At 61.9% G+C, this 18,951-nt stretch carries 14 protein-coding genes; 1 reads left to right on the top strand and 13 read right to left on the bottom strand.

The genetic code is table 11. The annotated features are described in order from the left end of the window. Positions 1-84: 84 nt before the first annotated feature. The 10 genes from GH665_RS38915 to GH665_RS02060 form a co-directional block, all read right to left on the bottom strand. Positions 85-4,764 carry a YadA-like family protein gene (locus GH665_RS38915; RefSeq protein WP_167530893.1) on the bottom strand — a complete coding sequence of 1,560 codons (4,680 nt, stop codon included), beginning with the start codon at positions 4,762-4,764 and terminating at the stop codon, positions 85-87. Between the two features lie 538 nt (positions 4,765-5,302). Beyond that, positions 5,303-5,719: a CopD family protein gene (locus GH665_RS02100; RefSeq protein ID WP_153134470.1), complete on the bottom strand. Its 417-nt coding sequence runs from the start codon at positions 5,717-5,719 to the stop codon at positions 5,303-5,305. Between the two features lie 135 nt (positions 5,720-5,854). Further along, a complete protein-coding gene (locus GH665_RS02095) occupies positions 5,855-7,126 on the bottom strand; it encodes a glutamate-5-semialdehyde dehydrogenase (protein WP_153134469.1) in 1,272 nt (423 codons plus the stop codon). Positions 7,127-7,282: 156 nt separating this feature from the next. Beyond that, positions 7,283-8,404, bottom strand: a complete 1,122-nt coding sequence (gene holA, locus GH665_RS02090; RefSeq protein ID WP_153134468.1) for a DNA polymerase III subunit delta — start codon at positions 8,402-8,404, stop codon at positions 7,283-7,285. Positions 8,405-8,453: 49 nt separating this feature from the next. Then, on the bottom strand, positions 8,454-9,005 hold the full coding sequence (locus GH665_RS02085) for an LPS-assembly lipoprotein LptE (RefSeq protein WP_153134467.1): 552 nt from the start codon (positions 9,003-9,005) through the stop codon (positions 8,454-8,456). 109 nt (positions 9,006-9,114) lie between these two features. Continuing rightward, entirely contained in the window at positions 9,115-11,706 is a 2,592-nt protein-coding gene (gene leuS, locus GH665_RS02080) for a leucine--tRNA ligase (protein WP_153134466.1), read from the bottom strand. A 189-nt stretch (positions 11,707-11,895) separates the two neighbouring features. Beyond that, positions 11,896-12,333, bottom strand: a complete 438-nt coding sequence (locus tag GH665_RS02075; protein ID WP_153134465.1) for an ExbD/TolR family protein — start codon at positions 12,331-12,333, stop codon at positions 11,896-11,898. A 24-nt stretch (positions 12,334-12,357) separates the two neighbouring features. Then, positions 12,358-13,086 (bottom strand): MotA/TolQ/ExbB proton channel family protein, encoded by a 729-nt coding sequence (locus GH665_RS02070; RefSeq protein ID WP_153134464.1) that lies wholly within the window; start codon positions 13,084-13,086, stop codon positions 12,358-12,360. Positions 13,087-13,171: 85 nt separating this feature from the next. Then, a complete protein-coding gene (gene dapB, locus GH665_RS02065; RefSeq protein WP_153134463.1) occupies positions 13,172-13,969 on the bottom strand; it encodes a 4-hydroxy-tetrahydrodipicolinate reductase in 798 nt (265 codons plus the stop codon). 202 nt (positions 13,970-14,171) lie between these two features. After that, positions 14,172-15,023, bottom strand: a complete 852-nt coding sequence (locus tag GH665_RS02060) for an outer membrane protein assembly factor BamE (protein ID WP_153138176.1) — start codon at positions 15,021-15,023, stop codon at positions 14,172-14,174. Positions 15,024-15,181: 158 nt separating this feature from the next. Here GH665_RS02060 and fur point away from each other — a divergent pair, with 158 nt between their 5' ends. After that, complete coding sequence (gene fur / locus GH665_RS02055) at positions 15,182-15,610, top strand: ferric iron uptake transcriptional regulator (protein ID WP_012434340.1); 429 nt, start codon at positions 15,182-15,184, stop codon at positions 15,608-15,610. Between the two features lie 201 nt (positions 15,611-15,811). Here fur and GH665_RS02050 read toward each other — a convergent pair whose 3' ends face one another. The 3 genes from GH665_RS02050 to GH665_RS02040 form a co-directional block, all read right to left on the bottom strand. After that, positions 15,812-16,324 (bottom strand): ureidoglycolate lyase, encoded by a 513-nt coding sequence (locus GH665_RS02050; protein WP_153134462.1) that lies wholly within the window; start codon positions 16,322-16,324, stop codon positions 15,812-15,814. Between the two features lie 13 nt (positions 16,325-16,337). Then, positions 16,338-17,348 carry an allantoicase gene (gene alc / locus GH665_RS02045; RefSeq protein ID WP_153134461.1) on the bottom strand — a complete coding sequence of 337 codons (1,011 nt, stop codon included), beginning with the start codon at positions 17,346-17,348 and terminating at the stop codon, positions 16,338-16,340. 132 nt (positions 17,349-17,480) lie between these two features. Further along, positions 17,481-18,809, bottom strand: coding sequence for a C4-dicarboxylate transporter DctA (locus GH665_RS02040; RefSeq protein ID WP_153134460.1), 1,329 nt, complete (start codon positions 18,807-18,809; stop codon positions 17,481-17,483). Between the last annotated feature and the right edge of the window lie 142 nt (positions 18,810-18,951).

The following is an 18,951-nucleotide window of genomic DNA, read 5'->3' as shown; positions in this document are numbered from 1 at the left end:
TTTTCTACTTCAGCACAACGCTATAGTTGAGGCTGGCTGGCGAATCGCGGCCCACCCACACCGCTTCCCGCCATCCTCATCGGCTTACCACTGGTACGACGCACCGACACCGTAGGTCGTGTCGGCCGCGCTGATACCCGCGCCCACTTTGACCTTCAGGTTCGCGGTGATACGCGCCGAAGCACCAATCGCCGCAGCCTGATAACCCTTGTAGCTGCCACCTGCCACACCGACCGCCAGGGTCTTGGCCGGATCGACTTCGGGAATCATCGTCAATGCAGTAGCTGCTGCCACACCGCTGTAAGCATTGCGTGCCACAGCGCCCATGCCCGACTGGAACTGGCGCATGTTCACAGCGTCCGTCGGCGCCTTGCCGTCGGCAACGTTCGTGATGCGGCGCTCGTTACCTGGCGAACCGACCGACACGGTGTTCGCCTGATCTGCCACCGAGCCCGCGCCAAGCGCGACGGAATTGTCCGCGCTGGCTTGCGCACCTGCGCCCATCGCCATCGAGCCGCTGCCGCTTGCGTTCGCGCCGCTACCCATGGCCATCGAATTATCACCGCTCGCCTGTGAACCGCCACCCATCGCCATCGAACCGCTGCCGGTCGCGGCGGCCGCTGGTGCGCCGCCGTTATCGATCGACATGCCGGCAGCGCCGGTGGTCTGATAGTTCTGCACCGTCTGATTCAGATCGGAGATCTGCTGATTGGTGTTCCACAACTGCGCACCGGTCACGGCGTCCGTGCTGGTTGCCGATACTTCGCCATCCTGCAGGTTCGTCAGCGCCACCTTCGACGCGCTGTCCACGCCACCCAGCGTCACCTTGTCGTGCGCGGCGGAATCGTACTGCACCGCGTTCGCCACCGAACCGCTCATCGTGCCGACCGTAGTTTGCAGACTGGCGATGTCCGAAGTGTTCTGGCTGACGCGGCCATCGATATTGCTGATCGCCGCGCCGACGTTGTTCACAGTCGTGCCGCCCACGCTATAGGTCGGCGCCGAAATCGTGCCGTCCGCATTGACGACCGAACCGCCACCCAGTGCGGAGGCCGTGCTGCCTGCATTCGCGTACAACTGCGAACCGTTCATCACGTCGCTGCTCGATGCATTGACCGCGCCCGCTGCCACGCCGGTCACAACGCGATTTCCAGCGGTGCCCGCCATGCTGATGCGCAGGCCATCGGTGCTCGCGCCAACGCGCAGATCACGCGACGTGCTGTCCTGCGTGACCATGCCGATGCTGCCGGTATTGATCTGCGAGGTCAGCGAGGACAGATTGGTGTTCAACGCATCCAGTGCGCCGCCGACGGTGGTCTGCGTGCCGCCCTGCATGTGGTACGTCGGGCTGATGATCGAACCGTCCGCGTTCACCTGCGCGCCGCCGCCGAGAGCTGCCACGACCGGACTCAACTGGCCCAGATTCACAGCCGAGCCGAGGGTCGTGCCGGCTGCGACGCCGAGCAGTTCACGTGCACCCGCTGTCCCGGCGAAATCGACATGAGTACCGTCCGTATTCTTTGCGACAGTCAGATCGCGTGACGTCTGATCCTGTTGCACGAGACCCAATTCGCCGCTGTTGATCTGGTTCGTGATATTGGTCATCGAGCCTTCAACATTCGTGACACGCGAATCGATGCTCGTGATGTCTCCAGCATTCTTCGCGATGTCGCTCGTGTTCTGGGCGATGTCGCTCTCGTTTTGCGTGATTGCGGCGGTGTTCTGCGCGACATTCTGGTTCGTCGTGTAAAGCTGCGAACCATTAACTGCATCCGTGCTGGACGCGGAAAGGACACCGGCCTTCAGGTTCGTGATCGACGTACCCACCACGCCGCCACCCAAGGTCAACGCATCCTTCGTGTTGTCGTCATACGCGACGAAAGCATTGGTCACATTGCCGCTTGCGTCAGTGGACAGACCCGCTGCCTTCAACTGCGCAACGTTGACTGCGTCGGTGTCGGCGATACCGGTTGCCACACCCTTCAACTGGCGTGCGCCGGCGGTGCCGGCAAAGTCCACGGTCGTGCCGGCGGTCGCGTTCGCGACAGTAATTTTATGGCTCGTCGCATCCTGTTGCACGAGGCCTACCGATCCGCTGTTGATGTTATTGACCGTCGTATTGAGCGTCGTGATGGCGCTTGCATTCTCCGCGATATCGCTGGTGTTCTGTGCAATAGCGGCGGCGTTCTGCGCGACATTCTGGTTCGTCGCGTAGAGCTGCGAACCGTTCACGGCATCATTGCTCGACGCGGTGAGGCTACCGGCAGCTACACCTGTCACCGCACGATTGCCAGCCGTGCCGGCCACGCTGATCTGTGTGCCGTCCGTCGCCGCAGCTACGGTCAGGTTGCGCGAAGTCTGGTCCTGCTGCACGAGACCGAGTTCACCGCTGTTGATCTGATTCGTGATGTTCGTCACCGAACCTTCGACAGTTGACACACGCGAATCGATATTCGTGATATCGCCGGCGTTCTTCGCGATGTCGGTCGTGTTTTGCGCGATCGCGGCGGTGTTCTGAGTAATGTTCTGGTTCGTCGTGTACAACTGCGAGCCGACGACGGCATCGGTGCTCGATGCAGACAACGCGCCGGCTTTCAGATTCGTGAGGGTCGCGCCAGCCGCGCCGCCGAGCGTTACCTTGTCCTTCGTGCTGTCGTCATATGCCACGAACGCGTTCGTCACGTTGCCCGACGTGTCTGTCGACAAGCCCGCTGCCTTCAGTTGCGCCACGTTCACTGCATCCGTATTCTGCGTTCCCGCTGCTACACCCTTCAGTTGACGTGCGCCTGCCGTGCCGGTGAAGTCCACCGTCGTGCCAGCCGTCGTACCTGCCACCGCTATCGCTTTGGTCGTCGCGTCCTGCTGGACCAGTCCAACCGTGCCGCTGCTGATGTTGTTGACCGTCGTGTTCAGCGTCGTGATGTCACCGGTGTTCATCGCTGTCGCCGTATCGAGCTTGCTCAGCGCCGAGCCAACGTCGCTAAATGTTCCGCCCTGTACCACGTACGACGGTGCGTGGACAGTGCCGTCCGCGTTCACCGATGCATTGCCACCCAGCGCCGTTGCGACGCTGCTGGCCGTGCCGTACAGCTGTGAGCCGTTCACCGCGTCGGTGCTCGACGCGCCTATCGCGCCCGCGTTCACGTTCGTGATCGTCGTGCCTGCCACACCACCGCCCAGGCTGATCTTCGCCTTCGTGCTGTCGTCGTATGCCACGAAAGCGTTCGTTACGTTGCCAGACGTGTCCACGTTCAGACCCACTGTCTTTAGCTGCTTCAGGTTCACCGCATCCGTGTCTGCCGTACCGGCAGCCACGTTTACGATCTGGCGCTGCGCCGTTTCGGTGCCTACTGATACCGTGCTCACACGATCTGCAACAGACCCCTTACCCAGTGCAACCGCGAGATCCGCGGTTGCACTGGAGTCCTTGCCGAAAGCACTCGAACCAATAGCGCTTGCGCTGGCATTAAAACCCAGTGCGGTGGATTCCGACTGGGAAGCTGCGGAATTCATCCCCACGGCCACGGTCTGTCGTGCAGTAGACTTGGCGCCGTAGCCGATCGCGGTACCGTTATACAAGCCGCTCGACCCGGCACCCAGCGCCGTCGCCCCCGTCAAACCATAGCTTCCCGCGTGAGCGCCGGAGCCGATCGCAATCACTCCAACACCCCCGCCAGCAGTGTCCGCTTTCGCATTTGCACCGATTACGACGCCATCCGACACATTGTTCACGGCATTGTCCGTACCATCGTTGGCGCCATTCGTCTTGATATAAGCAGAATTGATCACCGCATTACCGGTGGCCATGCTGTTCACAGTGCTGGTGAGATTCGTCACGTTCGTATTTGTCGCGAACAGCTGTGAGCCGTTCACCGCGTCCGTGCTCGACGCGCCCAGCGCGCCCGCCTTCACGTTCGTGATCGTCGTGCCCGCCACACCTCCGCCCAAGCTGATCTTCGCCTTCGTGCTGTCGTCATACGCCACGAACGCGTTCGTCACGTTGCCGCTGGTGTCCGTCGTCAGGCCTGCTGCCTTCAACTGTGCAACGTTCACGGCGTCCGTGTTCTGCGTACCCGCCGCCACGTTCACAATTTGACGTTGTGCGGTCGTCGAACCGACCGAGACGGTGTTAGCACGGTCGGCAACCGTATTGGCGCCCAAAGCAACCGAATTGATTCCGCTTACCACTGCGCCAGCGCCCAAAGCGACAGCGTTGGCAGCCTGAGCGATTGCCGTCGCGCCGACGGCGATCGCTCCAAGCTGCGAGGCGACCGCGGCTTCGCCGATGGCGACAGTCGAGTTTGCCGTCGCGGATGCGAGCCCCCCCAAACCGACCGCACCGATTCCGCTGACCGTCGACGATGCGCCGAGAGCCACCGCGTTGGCAGCGGAAGCCGTGGCGCTCACCCCCAGGGCGACCTGATTGTAGTCTCCCGCTGCGGCACCGTTGACCGAAGTGCCTGTTCCCGCTCCACCAGCCGTTGCGGACGGCCCAATGGCAATAGAACTCGTCCCCGTCGCCTTCGTGCAATAGGCAGAATTCGCGCCGTCGATTGCAATATTGGAATCGACAGTACTGGTGGTGCAGCCGCCTATGGCTGTCCCCGTTGCAGCAAAAGCATCCGCAGCACAGCCCGTCGCGAGCATCGCCAAAACCAGCGCTATCTTGCTCGAGCCTTTCTTCCCACGACTTCTCGCCCCTTCCGGCGCAGCGACATAGGTGCCAGTAGCTTCATTCCATACGCTTTTATACGACTTGTTCACGTTTTCATCCTTCCTGATAACAGGATCTGTGTTTGAAGAGGCGCGTACCAGGAAATCTGCATACGTCAGCCGGTAACAGAAGGATTGAAAAAGTGGTCGTTTCGATAAGGATTCTCGGACCATCCCATTAATCCTTCTGGGATGACGTCAATGTAGGATTTATCTGTCGGACGATGAATCAGATGACTCTTAAACCGGATTGGTCCGTAAGAGGATTCGCTTTATAAACACGAGATTGATGAGGTATCGCCGCACCGAGTGTCAAGACCCGGAACCTTCAATGCCAAGCGCACCTGGCGCAAGCAACAATTGACGCGCCATTGGCCCTGCATGCGGATTCAGACAATCTGAACGCACCGGTCAAACACATCGCGATTTTTTTCGGAAGAATAGTTAGCGTAGAAATGCGCCAACCCGGAATCGCCGACGATCAAAGTCGCCAGGATAACTGACTACAAGATTAATTTCAGCGCGACTGATACATACCGCGCGAAACAATTAATAAATCAGCAAAAAGTAAATAAGAGATTTCTTATTCTTAAAACGGCTTGATCACCACCAACGCCACCGCAGCCAACATCCCCAACACCGGCAGTTCATTGAACATCCGATACCACTTGTCCGTGCGCTTGTTCTCGCCGCGCTCGAACGTCCGCAGCAGCACGCCGCAATACGCGTGATAGATGATCAGCAGTACAACCACGCCCACCTTCGCGTGAATCCAGCCTTGCCCGCGACCAATGCCAACCGCAAGCCACAGCCAGAGCCCACAGGCCAACGCCGGCACCGCGATGAACGTCATAAACCGGAACAGCTTGCGCGCCATGATCAACAGTCGCGCCGTCGCGGCGGGCTCCGTTTCCATCGCCAGATTGACGAAAATGCGCGGCAGGTAGAACAGGCCGGCAAACCAGGAGGCAATCAGAACGATGTGAAACGTCTTTACCCAAAGCATCAGCGATCCTTGTTCAAGCTTTTGCAACGTATTGACGGCGTATCAGGTCGCCCTCCGGTCGGCGCACTCCCGAAAAAATGCGACTGTTGGCGGCAGCTCATGTCCACCGCTGGTCCGCCGTCGGTCCGTTACTGCCTACTGCCGACCCTCACCGTGCCCAAGCACAACATACTTCAGCGACGTCAGCCCTTCCAGCCCCACCGGTCCACGCGCATGCAACTTATCGTTGGAAATACCGATCTCCGCGCCCAGCCCGAATTCAAAGCCATCAGCGAAACGCGTCGAGGCGTTCACCATTACACTCGCCGAATCCACTTCACGCAGGAACCGCATGGCGCGGTCGTGATCTTCGGTGACGATCGCATCCGTGTGATGCGAACTGTACTCGTTAATATGTTCGATCGCCGCGTCGAGGTTGTCGACCACCTTGATCGCGAGCACCGGGGCGAGATATTCGGTGCGCCAGTCTTCTTCGGTGGCATCCACTAGCGGACCAATACCCGCGTCAGCAAGCACCGTGCGCGCCGCGGCATCCACTCGCAACTCGACCTCCTTGTCGCGATACAACTTACCCAGCGGCGGCAGTACTTCGGCGGCAATGCCTCGCGCGATCAGCAGCGTTTCCATCGTATTGCAGGTGCCGTAACGATGCGTCTTGGCGTTGTCGCAAACGGTCAGCGCCTTCGCAATGTCGGCGCGATCGTCCACGTACACGTGGCAAATGCCGTCGAGGTGCTTGATCATCGGCACGCGCGCTTCGTTGATCAGCCGCTCGATCAGGCTCTTGCCGCCACGAGGCACGATCACGTCGACGTATTCGGTCATCGTAATCAGCTTGCCCACCGCAGCCCGATCCGAAGTAGCCACCACTTGCACGGCGTCCTGCGGCAAACCTGCAGCCTCCAGCCCTTCGCCGATCAGCTTCGCCAGCGCCGTGTTGCATTCGAGCGCCTCCGAACCGCCGCGCAGAATCGTCGCGTTGCCCGACTTCAGGCACAACGCGGCGGCGTCGATCGTCACGTTCGGACGCGATTCATAGATGATGCCGATCACGCCGAGCGGCACGCGCATCTGACCGACCTGAATGCCGCTTGGCCGGTACTTCAGATTGCTGATCTCACCAATCGGATCGGCCAGCGCGGCGACTTGCCGCAAACCTTCGACCATCGTCTTCAGCGCCTTGTCCGACAGCGTCAAGCGATCGATAAACGCAGCGTCGAGACCTTTGTCGCGAGCGCGAGCGACATCACGCGCGTTGGCATCTTTCAACAACGCGGCATCGCGCTCGATCGCCTCGGCAACGGCCGCGAGCGCAGCATTCTTCGCCGCAGTCGACGCACGTGCCATCGCGCGCGAAGCGTGGCGGGCGCGACGACCGAGGTCGGTCATGTACTGGTCGATATCCATGGTGATTCTCATGATGCCGCGCACATCGAAGTGCAGCGGACAGGCAGAATTAGCAAAAAGATGAAACGATTGTAAGTCGGGTGGCGGAGCTTTGCTTGTCACGTGGGCGAGTGGCTGAGGTGAGATCCTTAGCGCCGCCGACGTCGATCGCCCAGATCAGACTGGCCTTCGCACCGGCGCAGTTGCCGCCGAACGAGGTCGCGGCGGCGGCACGGGCGCCGCTTTGGACGGCGAAGCCACCGTCATCGCCAGCTCAAACAGACCATCCCACGGATCGGGCGGCGGATCGTTGCGATGATTGCCCGGCGTGCCGCCCGACAATCCCTTCACCTGCCGATCCAGCCGCGCGGCTAAAGCGAGCGCCTTCTCAAGCGCGCTTTCCGTGACGCGCGACAGCGCCGGCCCAATCAGCCGCTCACGCGGACCCCAGACACGGTTCTCACGCACCAGCATCGCAAGCGGCTTGCCCGCCGCGACGCCGCGCTTGATCCGCAACAGCGTCCGCACTTCTTCAACAACCGCCCACAGCACCAGCACCGCAGCCTCGCCTTCGCCGCGCAAACCATCGAGCATGCGCGATAAGCGGCCGACATCACCCGCCAGCATCGCCTCGTTCAGCTTGAAAACGTCGTAACGGGCGACGTTCAGCACCGCGTCCTGAATCTGTTCGAAGCTCAATGAACCCGCCGGATACAGCAGCCCGAGCTTCTGGATTTCCTGATGCGCCGCCAGCAGATTGCCTTCAACCCGCTCGGCAATGAACGCCAACGCGCGACGCCCTTCTTCGCCGGCCACAACCCGCTGGCCCTGCGCCGCGAGCCGTTGACCGACCCAATTCGGCAACTGCGCACGCTCCACCGGATCGATCTTCAGCGCTACGCCGGCATCGGACAGCGCGGTGAACCATGCAGACTTTTGCGTCGCCGCATCGAGCCGCGGCAGCGTGATCATCGTCAGCACGTCGTCATTCACAGCGGCGGCAAGCGCCTTCAGCGCATCCGCGCCTTCTTTGCCGGGCTTGCCCGACGGAATGCGCAACTCGACCAGTTGACGGTCGCCGAACAGCGACATCGACTGACTCGCGCCAAGCAGCGAACTCCAGTCGAAACCGCGCTCGACTGTGAACACCGAGCGATCGGTAAAACCGGCCGCGCGCGCCGTTGCGCGAATCCGGTCGCACGCTTCCTGCGCAAGCAGATGCTCGTCGCCGTACACAACGTACAGTCCAGCGAGTCCCTTGGCGAGATGCGCTTCGAGCGCGTCAAGTCGCAGTTGCATGGCTACCGATCGGCAAGATTGATTGAGTGCATAAACGAACGCGTGACGCTCACAACGGCGGCGGCGGCAACGGCGCGCGCGGCGCAACTGCCGGCACCTGCTGACCCGGCGCCGGATGCAGCGAGCGCACCAGCGACAGACGGCGCGTGAGCTGGTCGATCGCGTCGTTCTCCATGTCCGCGAACAGAATATCGGCTTCGGCGGCCTTGGCCTGCGAGTACTGGTCGCTGTAGGTCATTGCACGGTTCAGCGCAATCACACTCGGCGGAATCAGCACGGTCCCGTCCTTGCCGACCAGCGTGTAGGTCATCGAGAGATTCATCGCATACTCTTCGACGACACCGAGCGAATTCAGCGTGAGCGAATTGACGGCGCGCCCTTCGGTGATCTGCAAGGTTGCGTCGGCATTCGCGACGGAACTGACCACCACCGTGTCGCTGCCGCCCTGCACGATGCGGGTCAGCCGCGCGCCGGCCGCTGCCGAACCGCCGGAGATATAGAGTCGTTTGAATGCGTAGTCCTGCTGGCCGCGCAGCTGGAAGCCGCAGGCGGACAACATCAGCACGCTGCACACCAGCGTCAATAACGATCTGCGAGTCACATTGGCTCCTGGTTCGCAGTAGATTCCGCAGCGAGAGACAAGCACTGCCGCAGGCGGCGGCGCTTGTCTGCTGTCATGTCCCGGTGGGCTGTCAAACTGTCAAAGGGCTTCAAACGACCACATTCACCAGACGGCCCGGCACCACGACGATCTTCTTCGGCGCCTTGCCTTCGCTGAACTTCTCGACCGCTTCATGCGCGGCGGCGAGCTGTTCGATCGCTTCACGCGTCACATCTTTCGCCACCGTGAGTGCGCCGCGCACTTTGCCGTTCACCTGCAGCACGAGTTCGATTTCGGCCTGTTCCAGCGCCTGCTCGTCGACCTTCGGCCACGCTGCGTCGAGCAGCGAGCCAAATTCGTCGGCGTAACCGAGTTCCTGCCACAACTGGAAGGTCTGGTGCGGCACGACCGGATACAGCACACGCAGCATCACGCTGTACGTCTCGCGCAGCACCGCCGGTTGCGCGCCCTTCGCGCTGTCGAGCGCGTTAAGCATCTTCATCGCCGCCGACACCACCGTGTTGTATTGCAAACGCTGATAGTCGAAATCGGCCTGCTTCAGCACGCTGTAGATCTCGCGGCGCAGCACCTTGTCGACTTCGCCGAGTTGCGCGAGGTCGATCTTGCCGCCGGCACGCAGCGCGGCTTCGTTCGTGTGACCGAAGCCCCACACGCGACGCAGGAAGCGGCTCGCGCCTTCCACGCCCGAACCCGACCATTCGAGCTGCTGCTCGGGCGGTGCGGCGAACATCACGAACAGACGCGCGGTATCCGCGCCGTGTTGATCGATCAGCAGTTGCGGATCGACGCCGTTGTTCTTCGACTTCGACATTTTCTCGACGCCGCCGAGCACCACCGGCTGGCCGTCCGAGTTCAGCACGGCGCCAACCGGGCGGCCTTTGTCGTCGAACGACACGGTCACGTCGGCCGGGTTGTACCAGGTCTTCTTACCCGCTTCGTTCTCGCGGTAATAGGTTTCGTTGAGCACCATGCCCTGCGTGAGCAGGTTCTTTGCCGGCTCGCCGAACTCGATCAAGCCCATGTCACGCATCACCTTCGCCCAGAAACGCGAGTACAACAGGTGCAGAATCGCGTGCTCGATGCCGCCGATGTACTGATCCATCGGCGCCCAGTAATCGGTGCGCTCGTCGACCATGGTTTTCGCGTCCGGCGCCGCATAGCGGTAGAAGTACCAGGACGAATCGACGAAGGTGTCCATCGTGTCGGTTTCACGCCTGGCCGCGCCGCCGCAGGTCGGGCAGGTGCAGTTCACGAACGCTTCGGACTTCGCAAGCGGATTGCCCGTGCCGTCCGGCACGAGGTCTTCCGGCAGCACCACCGGCAGGTCCTTTTCCGGCACTGGCACGTCGCCGCAGGTCGGGCAGTGAATGATCGGAATCGGCGTGCCCCAGTACCGCTGGCGCGACACGCCCCAGTCGCGCAGACGCCACGTGATCTGCTTGTCGCCGAGGCCAAGTTCCTTCAGATCGGCCGCAATCGCATCGACTGCCTGCGTGTAGTTCAGGCCGTCGTACTTACCGCTGTTGACGAGCGTGCCGTCCTTGTCGCCGTACCATTCCTGCCAGACGTCAGTCGAGTAATCCTTGCCTTCAACAGCGACCACCTGCTTGATCGGCAGGCTGTATTTCTTCGCGAACGCGAAGTCGCGCTCGTCGTGCGAAGGCACGCCCATCACCGCGCCTTCGCCGTAGCTCATCAGCACGTAGTTGCCGATCCACACTTCGACCTGTTCCTGCGTCAGCGGATGCGTGACGGTGAAGCCGGTGGCCATGCCCTTCTTTTCCATCGTCGCCATGTCGGCTTCGGCGACGCCGCCGCGCTTGCATTCTTCGATGAAGGCCTGCAGTTCCGGCTTGTCTTGCGCGAGACGCGTGGCGAGCGGATGCTCGGCGGCAACCGCGCAGAAGGTCACGCCCATGATCGTGTCGGCGCGCGTGGTGAACACGCGCAGCAGCTTCTGTTCGCCGTCGATTTCATACGGGAAACCGAAGTTCACGCCGAAGCTCTTGCCGATCCAGTTCTGCTGCATGATCTTGACGCGCTCGGGCCAGCCGAGGCCTTCGAGGTCGTTCAGCAACTCATCCGCGTACTGCGTGATGCGCATGTAGTACATCGGGATTTCGCGCTTTTCGATCAGCGCGCCCGAACGCCAGCCGCGGCCGTCGATCACCTGCTCGTTGGCGAGCACGGTCTGATCGACCGGGTCCCAGTTGACGGTGCCGGTTTTCTTGTACGCGATGCCCTTTTCGAGCATTTTCAGGAACAGCCACTGGTTCCACTTGTAGTAGTCCGGGCTGCAGGTCGCGACTTCGCGCGACCAGTCGATCGCGAGGCCCATCGACTGCATCTGCTTCTTCATGTAAGCGATGTTGTCGTAGGTCCACTGCGCGGGCGGCACGTTATTGGCCATCGCGGCGTTTTCCGCCGGCATGCCGAACGCGTCCCAACCCATTGGCATCAGCACGTTGTAGCCGTTCATCCGCAGATAGCGGTACATCACGTCGTTGATCGTGTAGTTCCGCACGTGCCCCATGTGCAGCTTGCCCGACGGGTACGGCAGCATCGAGACGCAATAGAACTTGGGCTTGTCAGTGGTTTCCGATGTCTTGTACGCGTCGATGGCGCGCCATTGCCCTTGCGCGGCGGATTCGACGTCGGAGGGAACGTATTTTTCGTGCATGGTGTGATGGAATCGCTGGTTCGGTGCTTTCGCACCGGCCGCTTTGGTGCTCTGCTGGATGAAATGGCTTCGTTTCCCCTTTTGCGGGGGAAAGGGCTGATTATACCGTTCGCGGACGGGTGCGCCGCGCGGCGTGGTGCCTGGGTTCGGCTGGGTTGCGCCTGGGCGGGAGCAGTGTTGCCAGGACCGCTATGGCTTCGCGCCCGGTGGCGGCGGGTCCGTCACGAAACCGATCCGCTCGAGCCCGGCCTGTTGCGCCGCGCCCATCACCTGCGCGATCACCTCGTAGCGCGTGGAGCGCTCGGCGCGCAGCTGGATTTCCGGCTGGTCGGCCTGCCCCGCTTTGCCTGCCTCAACGAAGCGCGCGCGCATCTGCTGCAGCGTAATGACGGTGCCGTTCCAGTACAGCTTGCCGGCGGCATCGATTGAAAGAGAAATGGTTTGCGGCGTTTGCCGCGCGGGCGCCGCCGCGACTTTAGGCAAATCGAGCCGGATCGCGTGCGTGAATAAAGGCGCGGTAATGATGAAAATCACCAGCAACACCAGCATCACGTCGATTAACGGCGTCATGTTGATCTCGGCCATCGGCGCGGCCGTCTGCTTTTTCTCGAGTCCGCCGAATGCCATGTCGCCTCCTTCCGTCGTCCGGTCTCAGCGCTGCGCCTCGGGAGTCCAAGCCTGAGCTTGCTGCGCCGGGGATTGGGGCCGGGGTTGATCCGCCGGCGCGCACACATAGGCGTGCAGATCGTGCGCGAAGCCGTCGAGTTCTTCCGACAACTGCCGCACCATCCGCCCCAGCACGTTATAGGCAAGCACCGCCGGAATCGCGACCACGAGGCCGAAGGCCGTCATGATCAGCGCCTCGCCGACCGGTCCGGCGACGTTCTCGATCTGCGCCTGCCCGCTCGCCGCAATGCTGCCGAGCGCGTGATAGATGCCCCAAACCGTGCCGAGCAGGCCAACGAAGGGCGCCGTGCTGCCCACCGAAGCCAGCAGCACCTGGCCGAACTCGAGCCGCCGCTGCGACACGTTGAGCGCCTGACGCAGCGCCCGCAGCACCCGCTCGCCGCGTTCGACGCGAGCGAGCAGCGCACCGGGAATGTCCACTTCGGCTGCATGCAACGCAGTCTCGGCAAGCGGCGTGAAAACGCGCTCGCGGTCCACGCGCTTCAGTGCGGCAACGCCTTCGGCCAATGTGGGTGCCTGCCAGAACTGCGTGATGGCCGGGGTGGCCTGGCGTTTCGCGCGTGTGAGGATCCAGCTTTTGACAATCAGAAAGCACCAGCTCGCAATCGACATAGCCAGCAGCACATACGCGACGCCATGCGTGATTGCGTCGCTGGTTTCCAGGTAATGGAGGATGCCGCTGCTGCCTGTCATCTGATCTCGCCGATGGAAAGTGATTACAGGGGTGCTGCAAAAGAGCGATCGGGGCCGTAACCGGCCCCGTGGCCTCATGACACGCTCAGCGCAGGCCGAGCACGTCCTGCATGTCGAAGAAGCCGTTTTTGTGGCCTTCGAGGAAACGTACCGCACGAAGCGCGCCTTGCGCATACGACAGGCGGCTCGCCGATTTGTGCGTGATTTCGATGCGCTCGCCGATACCGGCAAACAGCACCGTATGGTCGCCGACAATGTCGCCGCCGCGAATCGCCGAAAAGCCGATCGTGGACGGATCGCGTTCGCCGGTCACGCCTTCGCGGCTATAGACCGCGCACTCATCGAGATTGCGGCCGAGCGCATGAGCGATCACTTCGCCCATGGTCAGCGCCGTGCCGGACGGTGCGTCGACCTTGTGACGGTGATGGGCCTCGATGATTTCGATGTCGTAGCCAGTCGCGAAATGCTTTGCGGCGTACTCGAGCAGCTTGAGCGTAACGTTGACGCCCACGCTCATGTTCGACGCAAACATGATCGCGATCTTGTCCGCCGCGGCGCGCAGTTGCGCTTTCTGCTCGTTGTCGAAACCGGTGGTGCCGATCACCATTTTGACGTTGTGGCGCTGCGCGGCTTCCAGATGCATCAGCGTGCCTTCGGGACGCGTGAAGTCGATCAGGTAGTCGGATTCGGCGAACACGCGTTCGACATCGTCCGTCAGCAGCACGCCGGTCTGTTTGCCGAGAAACGCGCCGGCGTCCTGACCAAGTTGCGGGGAGCCCGCACGGTCGAGCGCGCCGGACAGCGTCGCGCCGGAATCGTTGAGGACGGTTTCGATGAGCATCCGGCCCATACGGCCCGATGCGCCAGCAATGGCAATTTTCATGGCTACGAGGGTTCGAAAGGGGTAAAACCCGGCAAATTCCGACAATTGCGGGCAAAAGCGGCGGCGGACAGCACGCCCTGGCGCCGCACTGACTGAGACTGAAACAGCAGAATGCCTGAAAGCCGCCACGCACGGCGTGTTGCCCATACGTGACGCCTGCACAACGTTCTCGCCGTGTCTTATTAAGACACGGACAGCGCGATTAGTTGCCTGTTCCCGAAGACGCGGGAGAAGCAGGCGAAGCAGGCGAAGCAGTCAGCGGTGCGTTCAACGTCGGGCCGCCACTGCCGTTTTGCGAGCCTGTTGGTCCCACCGGATTGTCCTGCGCGCCCTGAACCTGCGGCGGCGGCGGACGGTGGAACTGGAACTGCGGCTGCCCGGCAGCCGTCGGGCCTTGCGACGGAATACCGCCCCCGTTGGCGGTCGGCACGGCCGAGCGCACGGACGGCTGCGCATTCGACGGCGTCTGCACCGCATTGGTCAGTCGATTGGCGGCCTGCGCGGCTTCGGCGTTGGCGTCCGTTGACGGCAGGGCCGCAGCGGCCGCGGCGGCGTCGACGGAAGGCGAACGCGTGGTGTCCACGGACGCCGCAGCAGCCACCGGCGCGCTGGCGCCAGTGGCTGCGCTTGCCACGTTCGGCACGGCGGCCTTCTTCTTGCCGAGCTTGTCGCCGTCGATTTCAGCCAGCAACTCGAGGTTGGAAGGCAGATCTTCGCCACCCGTCCAGCTGGCGACGCGGTCACCCGAGAACAGGATCACGAAGTCACGCTGTTGCACGACGTTAGTCGAGCCGCGTTTGAAATAGAACACGTAGTCCCAGCGGTCCGCGTGGAACATGTCGGTCAGGAGCGGCGTGCCGAGCAACTGCTTCACCTGGGCGCGCGACATGCCGACCTGCATCTGTGCAGCTGCTTCCTTCGAAACGAAATTGCCTTGCACCACCGTAATACGGTACGGCGTAATACTCTGGGCAACGCGCTGCGTCAGGCTGTCGTAGGTGGAACATCCGGCAAGAACCGCGACAGTCGCAACAGCGATCAAGGTACCCCGCATGCGGCTCCCCCGGTAGATCAATTGAGATTTTGAAATCATTTCACTCACCGTGCGGGCCCGCTGACGAGCCGCGCGAGTTTCATTCCATCGAAGATGACCAGAACGGCAAAAACACATTACTATGAGAGCCCAGCATTGTACTCTAGGGATCCCTTGTCATGACCAATCCAACCGATCTCAAGAATATCGGGCTCAAGGCGACCCTTCCGCGCCTCAAAATCCTTGAGATTTTTCAGCATAGCCCGGTACGCCACCTGACCGCAGAAGACGTCTACCGTAACCTTCTGCACGAAGAACTCGATATCGGTCTTGCCACCGTATATCGCGTGCTGACGCAGTTCGAGCAGGCCGGCCTGCTCTCGCGCAGCAATTTCGAGTCGGGTAAGGCGGTGTTCGAATTGAACGAAGGGTCGCATCACGACCACCTCGTCTGCCTCGATTGCGGGCTCGTCGAAGAGTTTTTCGACTCCGAGATCGAGAGCCGCCAGCAGTCCATCGCAAAGGAACGCGGCTTCAAGCTGCAGGAGCATGCGCTGGCGCTGTACGGCGCGTGCACCAAGGAAAATTGCCCACATCGCAAGCACTGAAGCTGGATTAGTGCGATGTCGGCCGCGTCGGGGTTCGCGGCACGGTGGGTAACGAAAGAAGAAAGAAAAAACCCGGCCGATGAAAATCAGCCGGGTTTTTTGCGTGTGCGGCTCTGCGGCCGCACGGAGAGGCTCGTGCCTTGTGGCATGCCCCACATGACCGGCATGGCCGCCGCGTTGCGACGCCAACCTGGTCCCAGTTCAATCGACCAACTCAGCGCTCGCTTCAAACAGCAGCCGCCATGGCTCGGCCAACGGCAATTCGTCGCAGTTGGGCTGCTCGCCACCACGATCCACCACCACAAAATCGCTCACCTGATCGAGTGCGAGCAGCGGGTGATGCCAAACGCCTTTGGCATAGTTCACGCCCTGCCAGCCGTCGCTCCAGAACGCCCGCATGCGCGCCGGATCCAGTTCGCCGGCCGGCGCGACGACCACCAGATAGCGGCGAGCCGTTAAGGGAACGAAAGCCTGACTGCCCAGTGGATGCCGTTCCATCATGGCGATTTCGATCGGCAACTCGCGAGGCTGCGCGCGAAACAGATTGATCAGCGGCCGGCCGCCATTGTCCGTTACGTCGACATTCGCGAGGTCGTGATAGCGCTCGGTCGTGCCGCCGTTGATCGGAAAATGGCGCGCGCCGTCCAGTTCGATGACGTCGCCAAACAGCGCGAAAGCCGCGCGCGTCAGCCGTTCCACATGTAAGGTCTTCATCGGCGCGACTCCGTTACGCGATCTCGCCCCACAAGCGCAGGCGCGACGCGCCGCCGTCGGGGAAGATATTGAAACGCACGTGCGTCACCGGTCCAAGGGATGCGATGCCGTCCGCGAATGTATGCACGTGGTCCATCTGCAACTTCTGTTCGCCGATCAGCACCGGCCAGAACATCGCCTGCGTGATCAGTGAGTCGTCGGTGCCGCCCGTTACGGAGGCCGCCTGCAGCGAGCAGCGATCGGGGTAATTACCCTTGAAGTGCGCCGTGTCCACTTCGATCTTGTGAATCACGCCCGGCCGCGCCAGCGCGACAATCGCCCAGTCGTTGCCCGGCTCCCGACGGCGGCGCGTTTCCCAGCCGTCGCCCATATTGACGCCGCGGCCCGGCATCAGCATCTGCGAGGCCGGCCCGAAATGCTGATTATTCGCAGCAACCAGGTACGCGCCGTTTTCGATCGCGGCGAGGTCCAGCAACGTGCCGCGTTCGACGCGCTCCCAGTCGCGCTTCGGTTGGCCATACACACGCAGACGAGCGAGACCGCCGTCCGGATACAGATTCACGCGCAGATGCGTAAAAGCGCGGGCGTCGTTCACGTCGACGTAATGGTGGGTGTTGCCCTGCAGCGTGGTGGCAGGCACGAGCGATTGCCAGTCGGCGTTGTCGGGCGGGACTTCGCCGTCCACATAGCACGCGTCGATCGACGCGGCCGGCGGGAAATTGCCGGTGAAGTGGCTCGTGTCCAGGTCGACACCGTGCACGACGCCCGGGCGCGCGAGCCGGATCACGCAATAGTCGTGGCCGGTGGTGCGCTTGCGACGGGTTTCCCAGCCGTCCATCCATTTGCCGTGATCGTCGTACTTGCCGGGAATGAACACTGCCGGCTGCGGCTCGAGCATGCGTTCTTTCGGCGCGAAGAATTCGTCGCTCGCGTAGAGCGCCTTCGCGCCCAGCCGCGGGTCGGCGAGGTTCATGTAGCGACGGGTGAAAGCAGGAGCGTTGGGGTCGAGGATCGGATTAGCCATAGTCTCAGTCAGGCGACGAAAAGTAAGGGGAACCGGCGGAGTCAGAGCATCCGCCGGAGCAGAACGCGCGCTGCGTCGGCGCGCTGTGGAATAACTGTCAAGCTGGCCGCTGTGTGACGGGGTTAAGCCGCGTCAGACTGCCGGCACATGGTCGCCGGCCGCGGGCTCGGCGCCGGCATCATCGCCAGCGGGCACGTAGCGCAGTGCTTCGTCGCGATTCAGCACACGATGGGCGCGCGCCCGGTCGATGTCGTTTTCCCACACGGCGACCACCACGGTTGCCACGCAGTTGCCGATCAGGTTGGTCAGCGCGCGGGCAATGCCCACAAACCAGTCGACCGGCAGAATCAGCACGAGGCCAAGCACGGGAATCGCCGGAATCGCGGACAGCGTCGCAGCCAGAATCACGATGGCCGAGCCGGGAATGCCGTGCGCGCCCTTCGACGTCACCAGCGACACCAGCACCACCACAATCAGATCGTGCAGCGACAGCGGCGTATTGGTCGCCTGTGCGATGAAAATCACCGCAAGGGTCAGATAGATGGAGAAGCCGTCGAGATTGAAGGAGTAGCCGGTCGGAATGACCAGCCCGACGGTCGAATCCTTGACGCCCATCCATTCGAGCTTGCGCATGATCTGCGGCAGCACGGCGTCTGAAGAAGCCGTGCCGAGCACGATGGAAAGCTCTTCGCGCAGATAGCGGATCAGCTTGAAGATGCTGAAGCCTGCCAGGCGCATCACCACGCCCAGCACAACCACCACGAACACAATGCAGCTCGCGTAGAACACCACCACGAGCATGCCGAGTTGCTTGAGCGACTCGACCCCGTACGTGCCGGTCGTGAACGCAATCGCACCGAGCACGCCGAGCGGCGCGAGCTTGATGATGAAACCCATCACGCGGAAGAACACCTGCGAAAGCTCGTCGATCAGGCTGCTCACGCGTTGCGCCTTATTGCCGAGCAGCGACAGCGCCGAGCCGAACAGCACGGAAAAAACAAGGATTTGCAGGATGTCGCCAGTCGCGAATGCGTTGATCGCCGTGTCGGGGATGATCTTCAGCAGAAAGCCGGCTGTGTCTTTCAGGCTCTTGGCGTTCTCGGTGTAGGTCGCGAGCGATGCGGGGTCGAGCGAGTGCAGGTTGATGTTCATGCCGACGCCGGGCCGCGTTGCGTAGGCCAGCACCGCGCCGATCACGAGCGCAATCGTCGTCATGGCCTCGAAATAGACCACCGCCTTCAGGCCGACGCGGCCGACTTTACGCAGATCGCCGGCATGCGCCATGCCGCTCACCACCACGCAGAAGACGATCGGGCCGATCACCATCTTGATCAGCTTGAGAAAGCCATCGCCGAGCGGGCGCAGCGATTGGGCGAAATGCGGAAACACGGCGCCGATCACAATACCCGCCACTAGCGCTATGACGACCCGGCCAAACAGCGAATTGAAGAACTTCAACACGGCTTCCTCCTGGTTAGGAATCACATCTGTTCAGACTGGTCCGACCAGTGCTGTTATGGCAAATAGTAGGAAGCCGATATACTGACGTCAAGAAATCATTAAATAGCGTTTACCCGCTGTTTTTTAACCGTTTTGGGGCGGG

Origin of the sequence: Paraburkholderia agricolaris, from assembly GCF_009455635.1 — a bacterium.
Classification (GTDB): Bacteria; Pseudomonadota; Gammaproteobacteria; order Burkholderiales; family Burkholderiaceae; genus Paraburkholderia; species Paraburkholderia agricolaris.
Note: the sequence above shows the minus strand (reverse complement) of the source record. Positions and strands in the feature narration are given on the sequence as shown.

Bases quoted from the DNA above. Each gene is read 5' to 3' on its own strand.
- GH665_RS02100 (WP_153134470.1), bottom strand. From the start codon at position 5,719: ATGCTTTGGGTAAAGACGTTTCACATCGTTCTGATTGCCTCCTGGTTT.
- GH665_RS02095 (WP_153134469.1), bottom strand. From the start codon at position 7,126: ATGGATATCGACCAGTACATGACCGACCTCGGTCGTCGCGCCCGCCAC.
- holA (WP_153134468.1), bottom strand. From the start codon at position 8,404: ATGCAACTGCGACTTGACGCGCTCGAAGCGCATCTCGCCAAGGGACTC.
- leuS (WP_153134466.1), bottom strand. From the start codon at position 11,706: ATGCACGAAAAATACGTTCCCTCCGACGTCGAATCCGCCGCGCAAGGG.
- GH665_RS02075 (WP_153134465.1), bottom strand. From the start codon at position 12,333: ATGGCATTCGGCGGACTCGAGAAAAAGCAGACGGCCGCGCCGATGGCC.
- GH665_RS02070 (WP_153134464.1), bottom strand. From the start codon at position 13,086: ATGACAGGCAGCAGCGGCATCCTCCATTACCTGGAAACCAGCGACGCA.
- dapB (WP_153134463.1), bottom strand. From the start codon at position 13,969: ATGAAAATTGCCATTGCTGGCGCATCGGGCCGTATGGGCCGGATGCTC.
- GH665_RS02060 (WP_153138176.1), bottom strand. From the start codon at position 15,023: ATGCGGGGTACCTTGATCGCTGTTGCGACTGTCGCGGTTCTTGCCGGA.
- fur (WP_012434340.1), top strand. From the start codon at position 15,182: ATGACCAATCCAACCGATCTCAAGAATATCGGGCTCAAGGCGACCCTT.
- GH665_RS02050 (WP_153134462.1), bottom strand. From the start codon at position 16,324: ATGAAGACCTTACATGTGGAACGGCTGACGCGCGCGGCTTTCGCGCTG.
- alc (WP_153134461.1), bottom strand. From the start codon at position 17,348: ATGGCTAATCCGATCCTCGACCCCAACGCTCCTGCTTTCACCCGTCGC.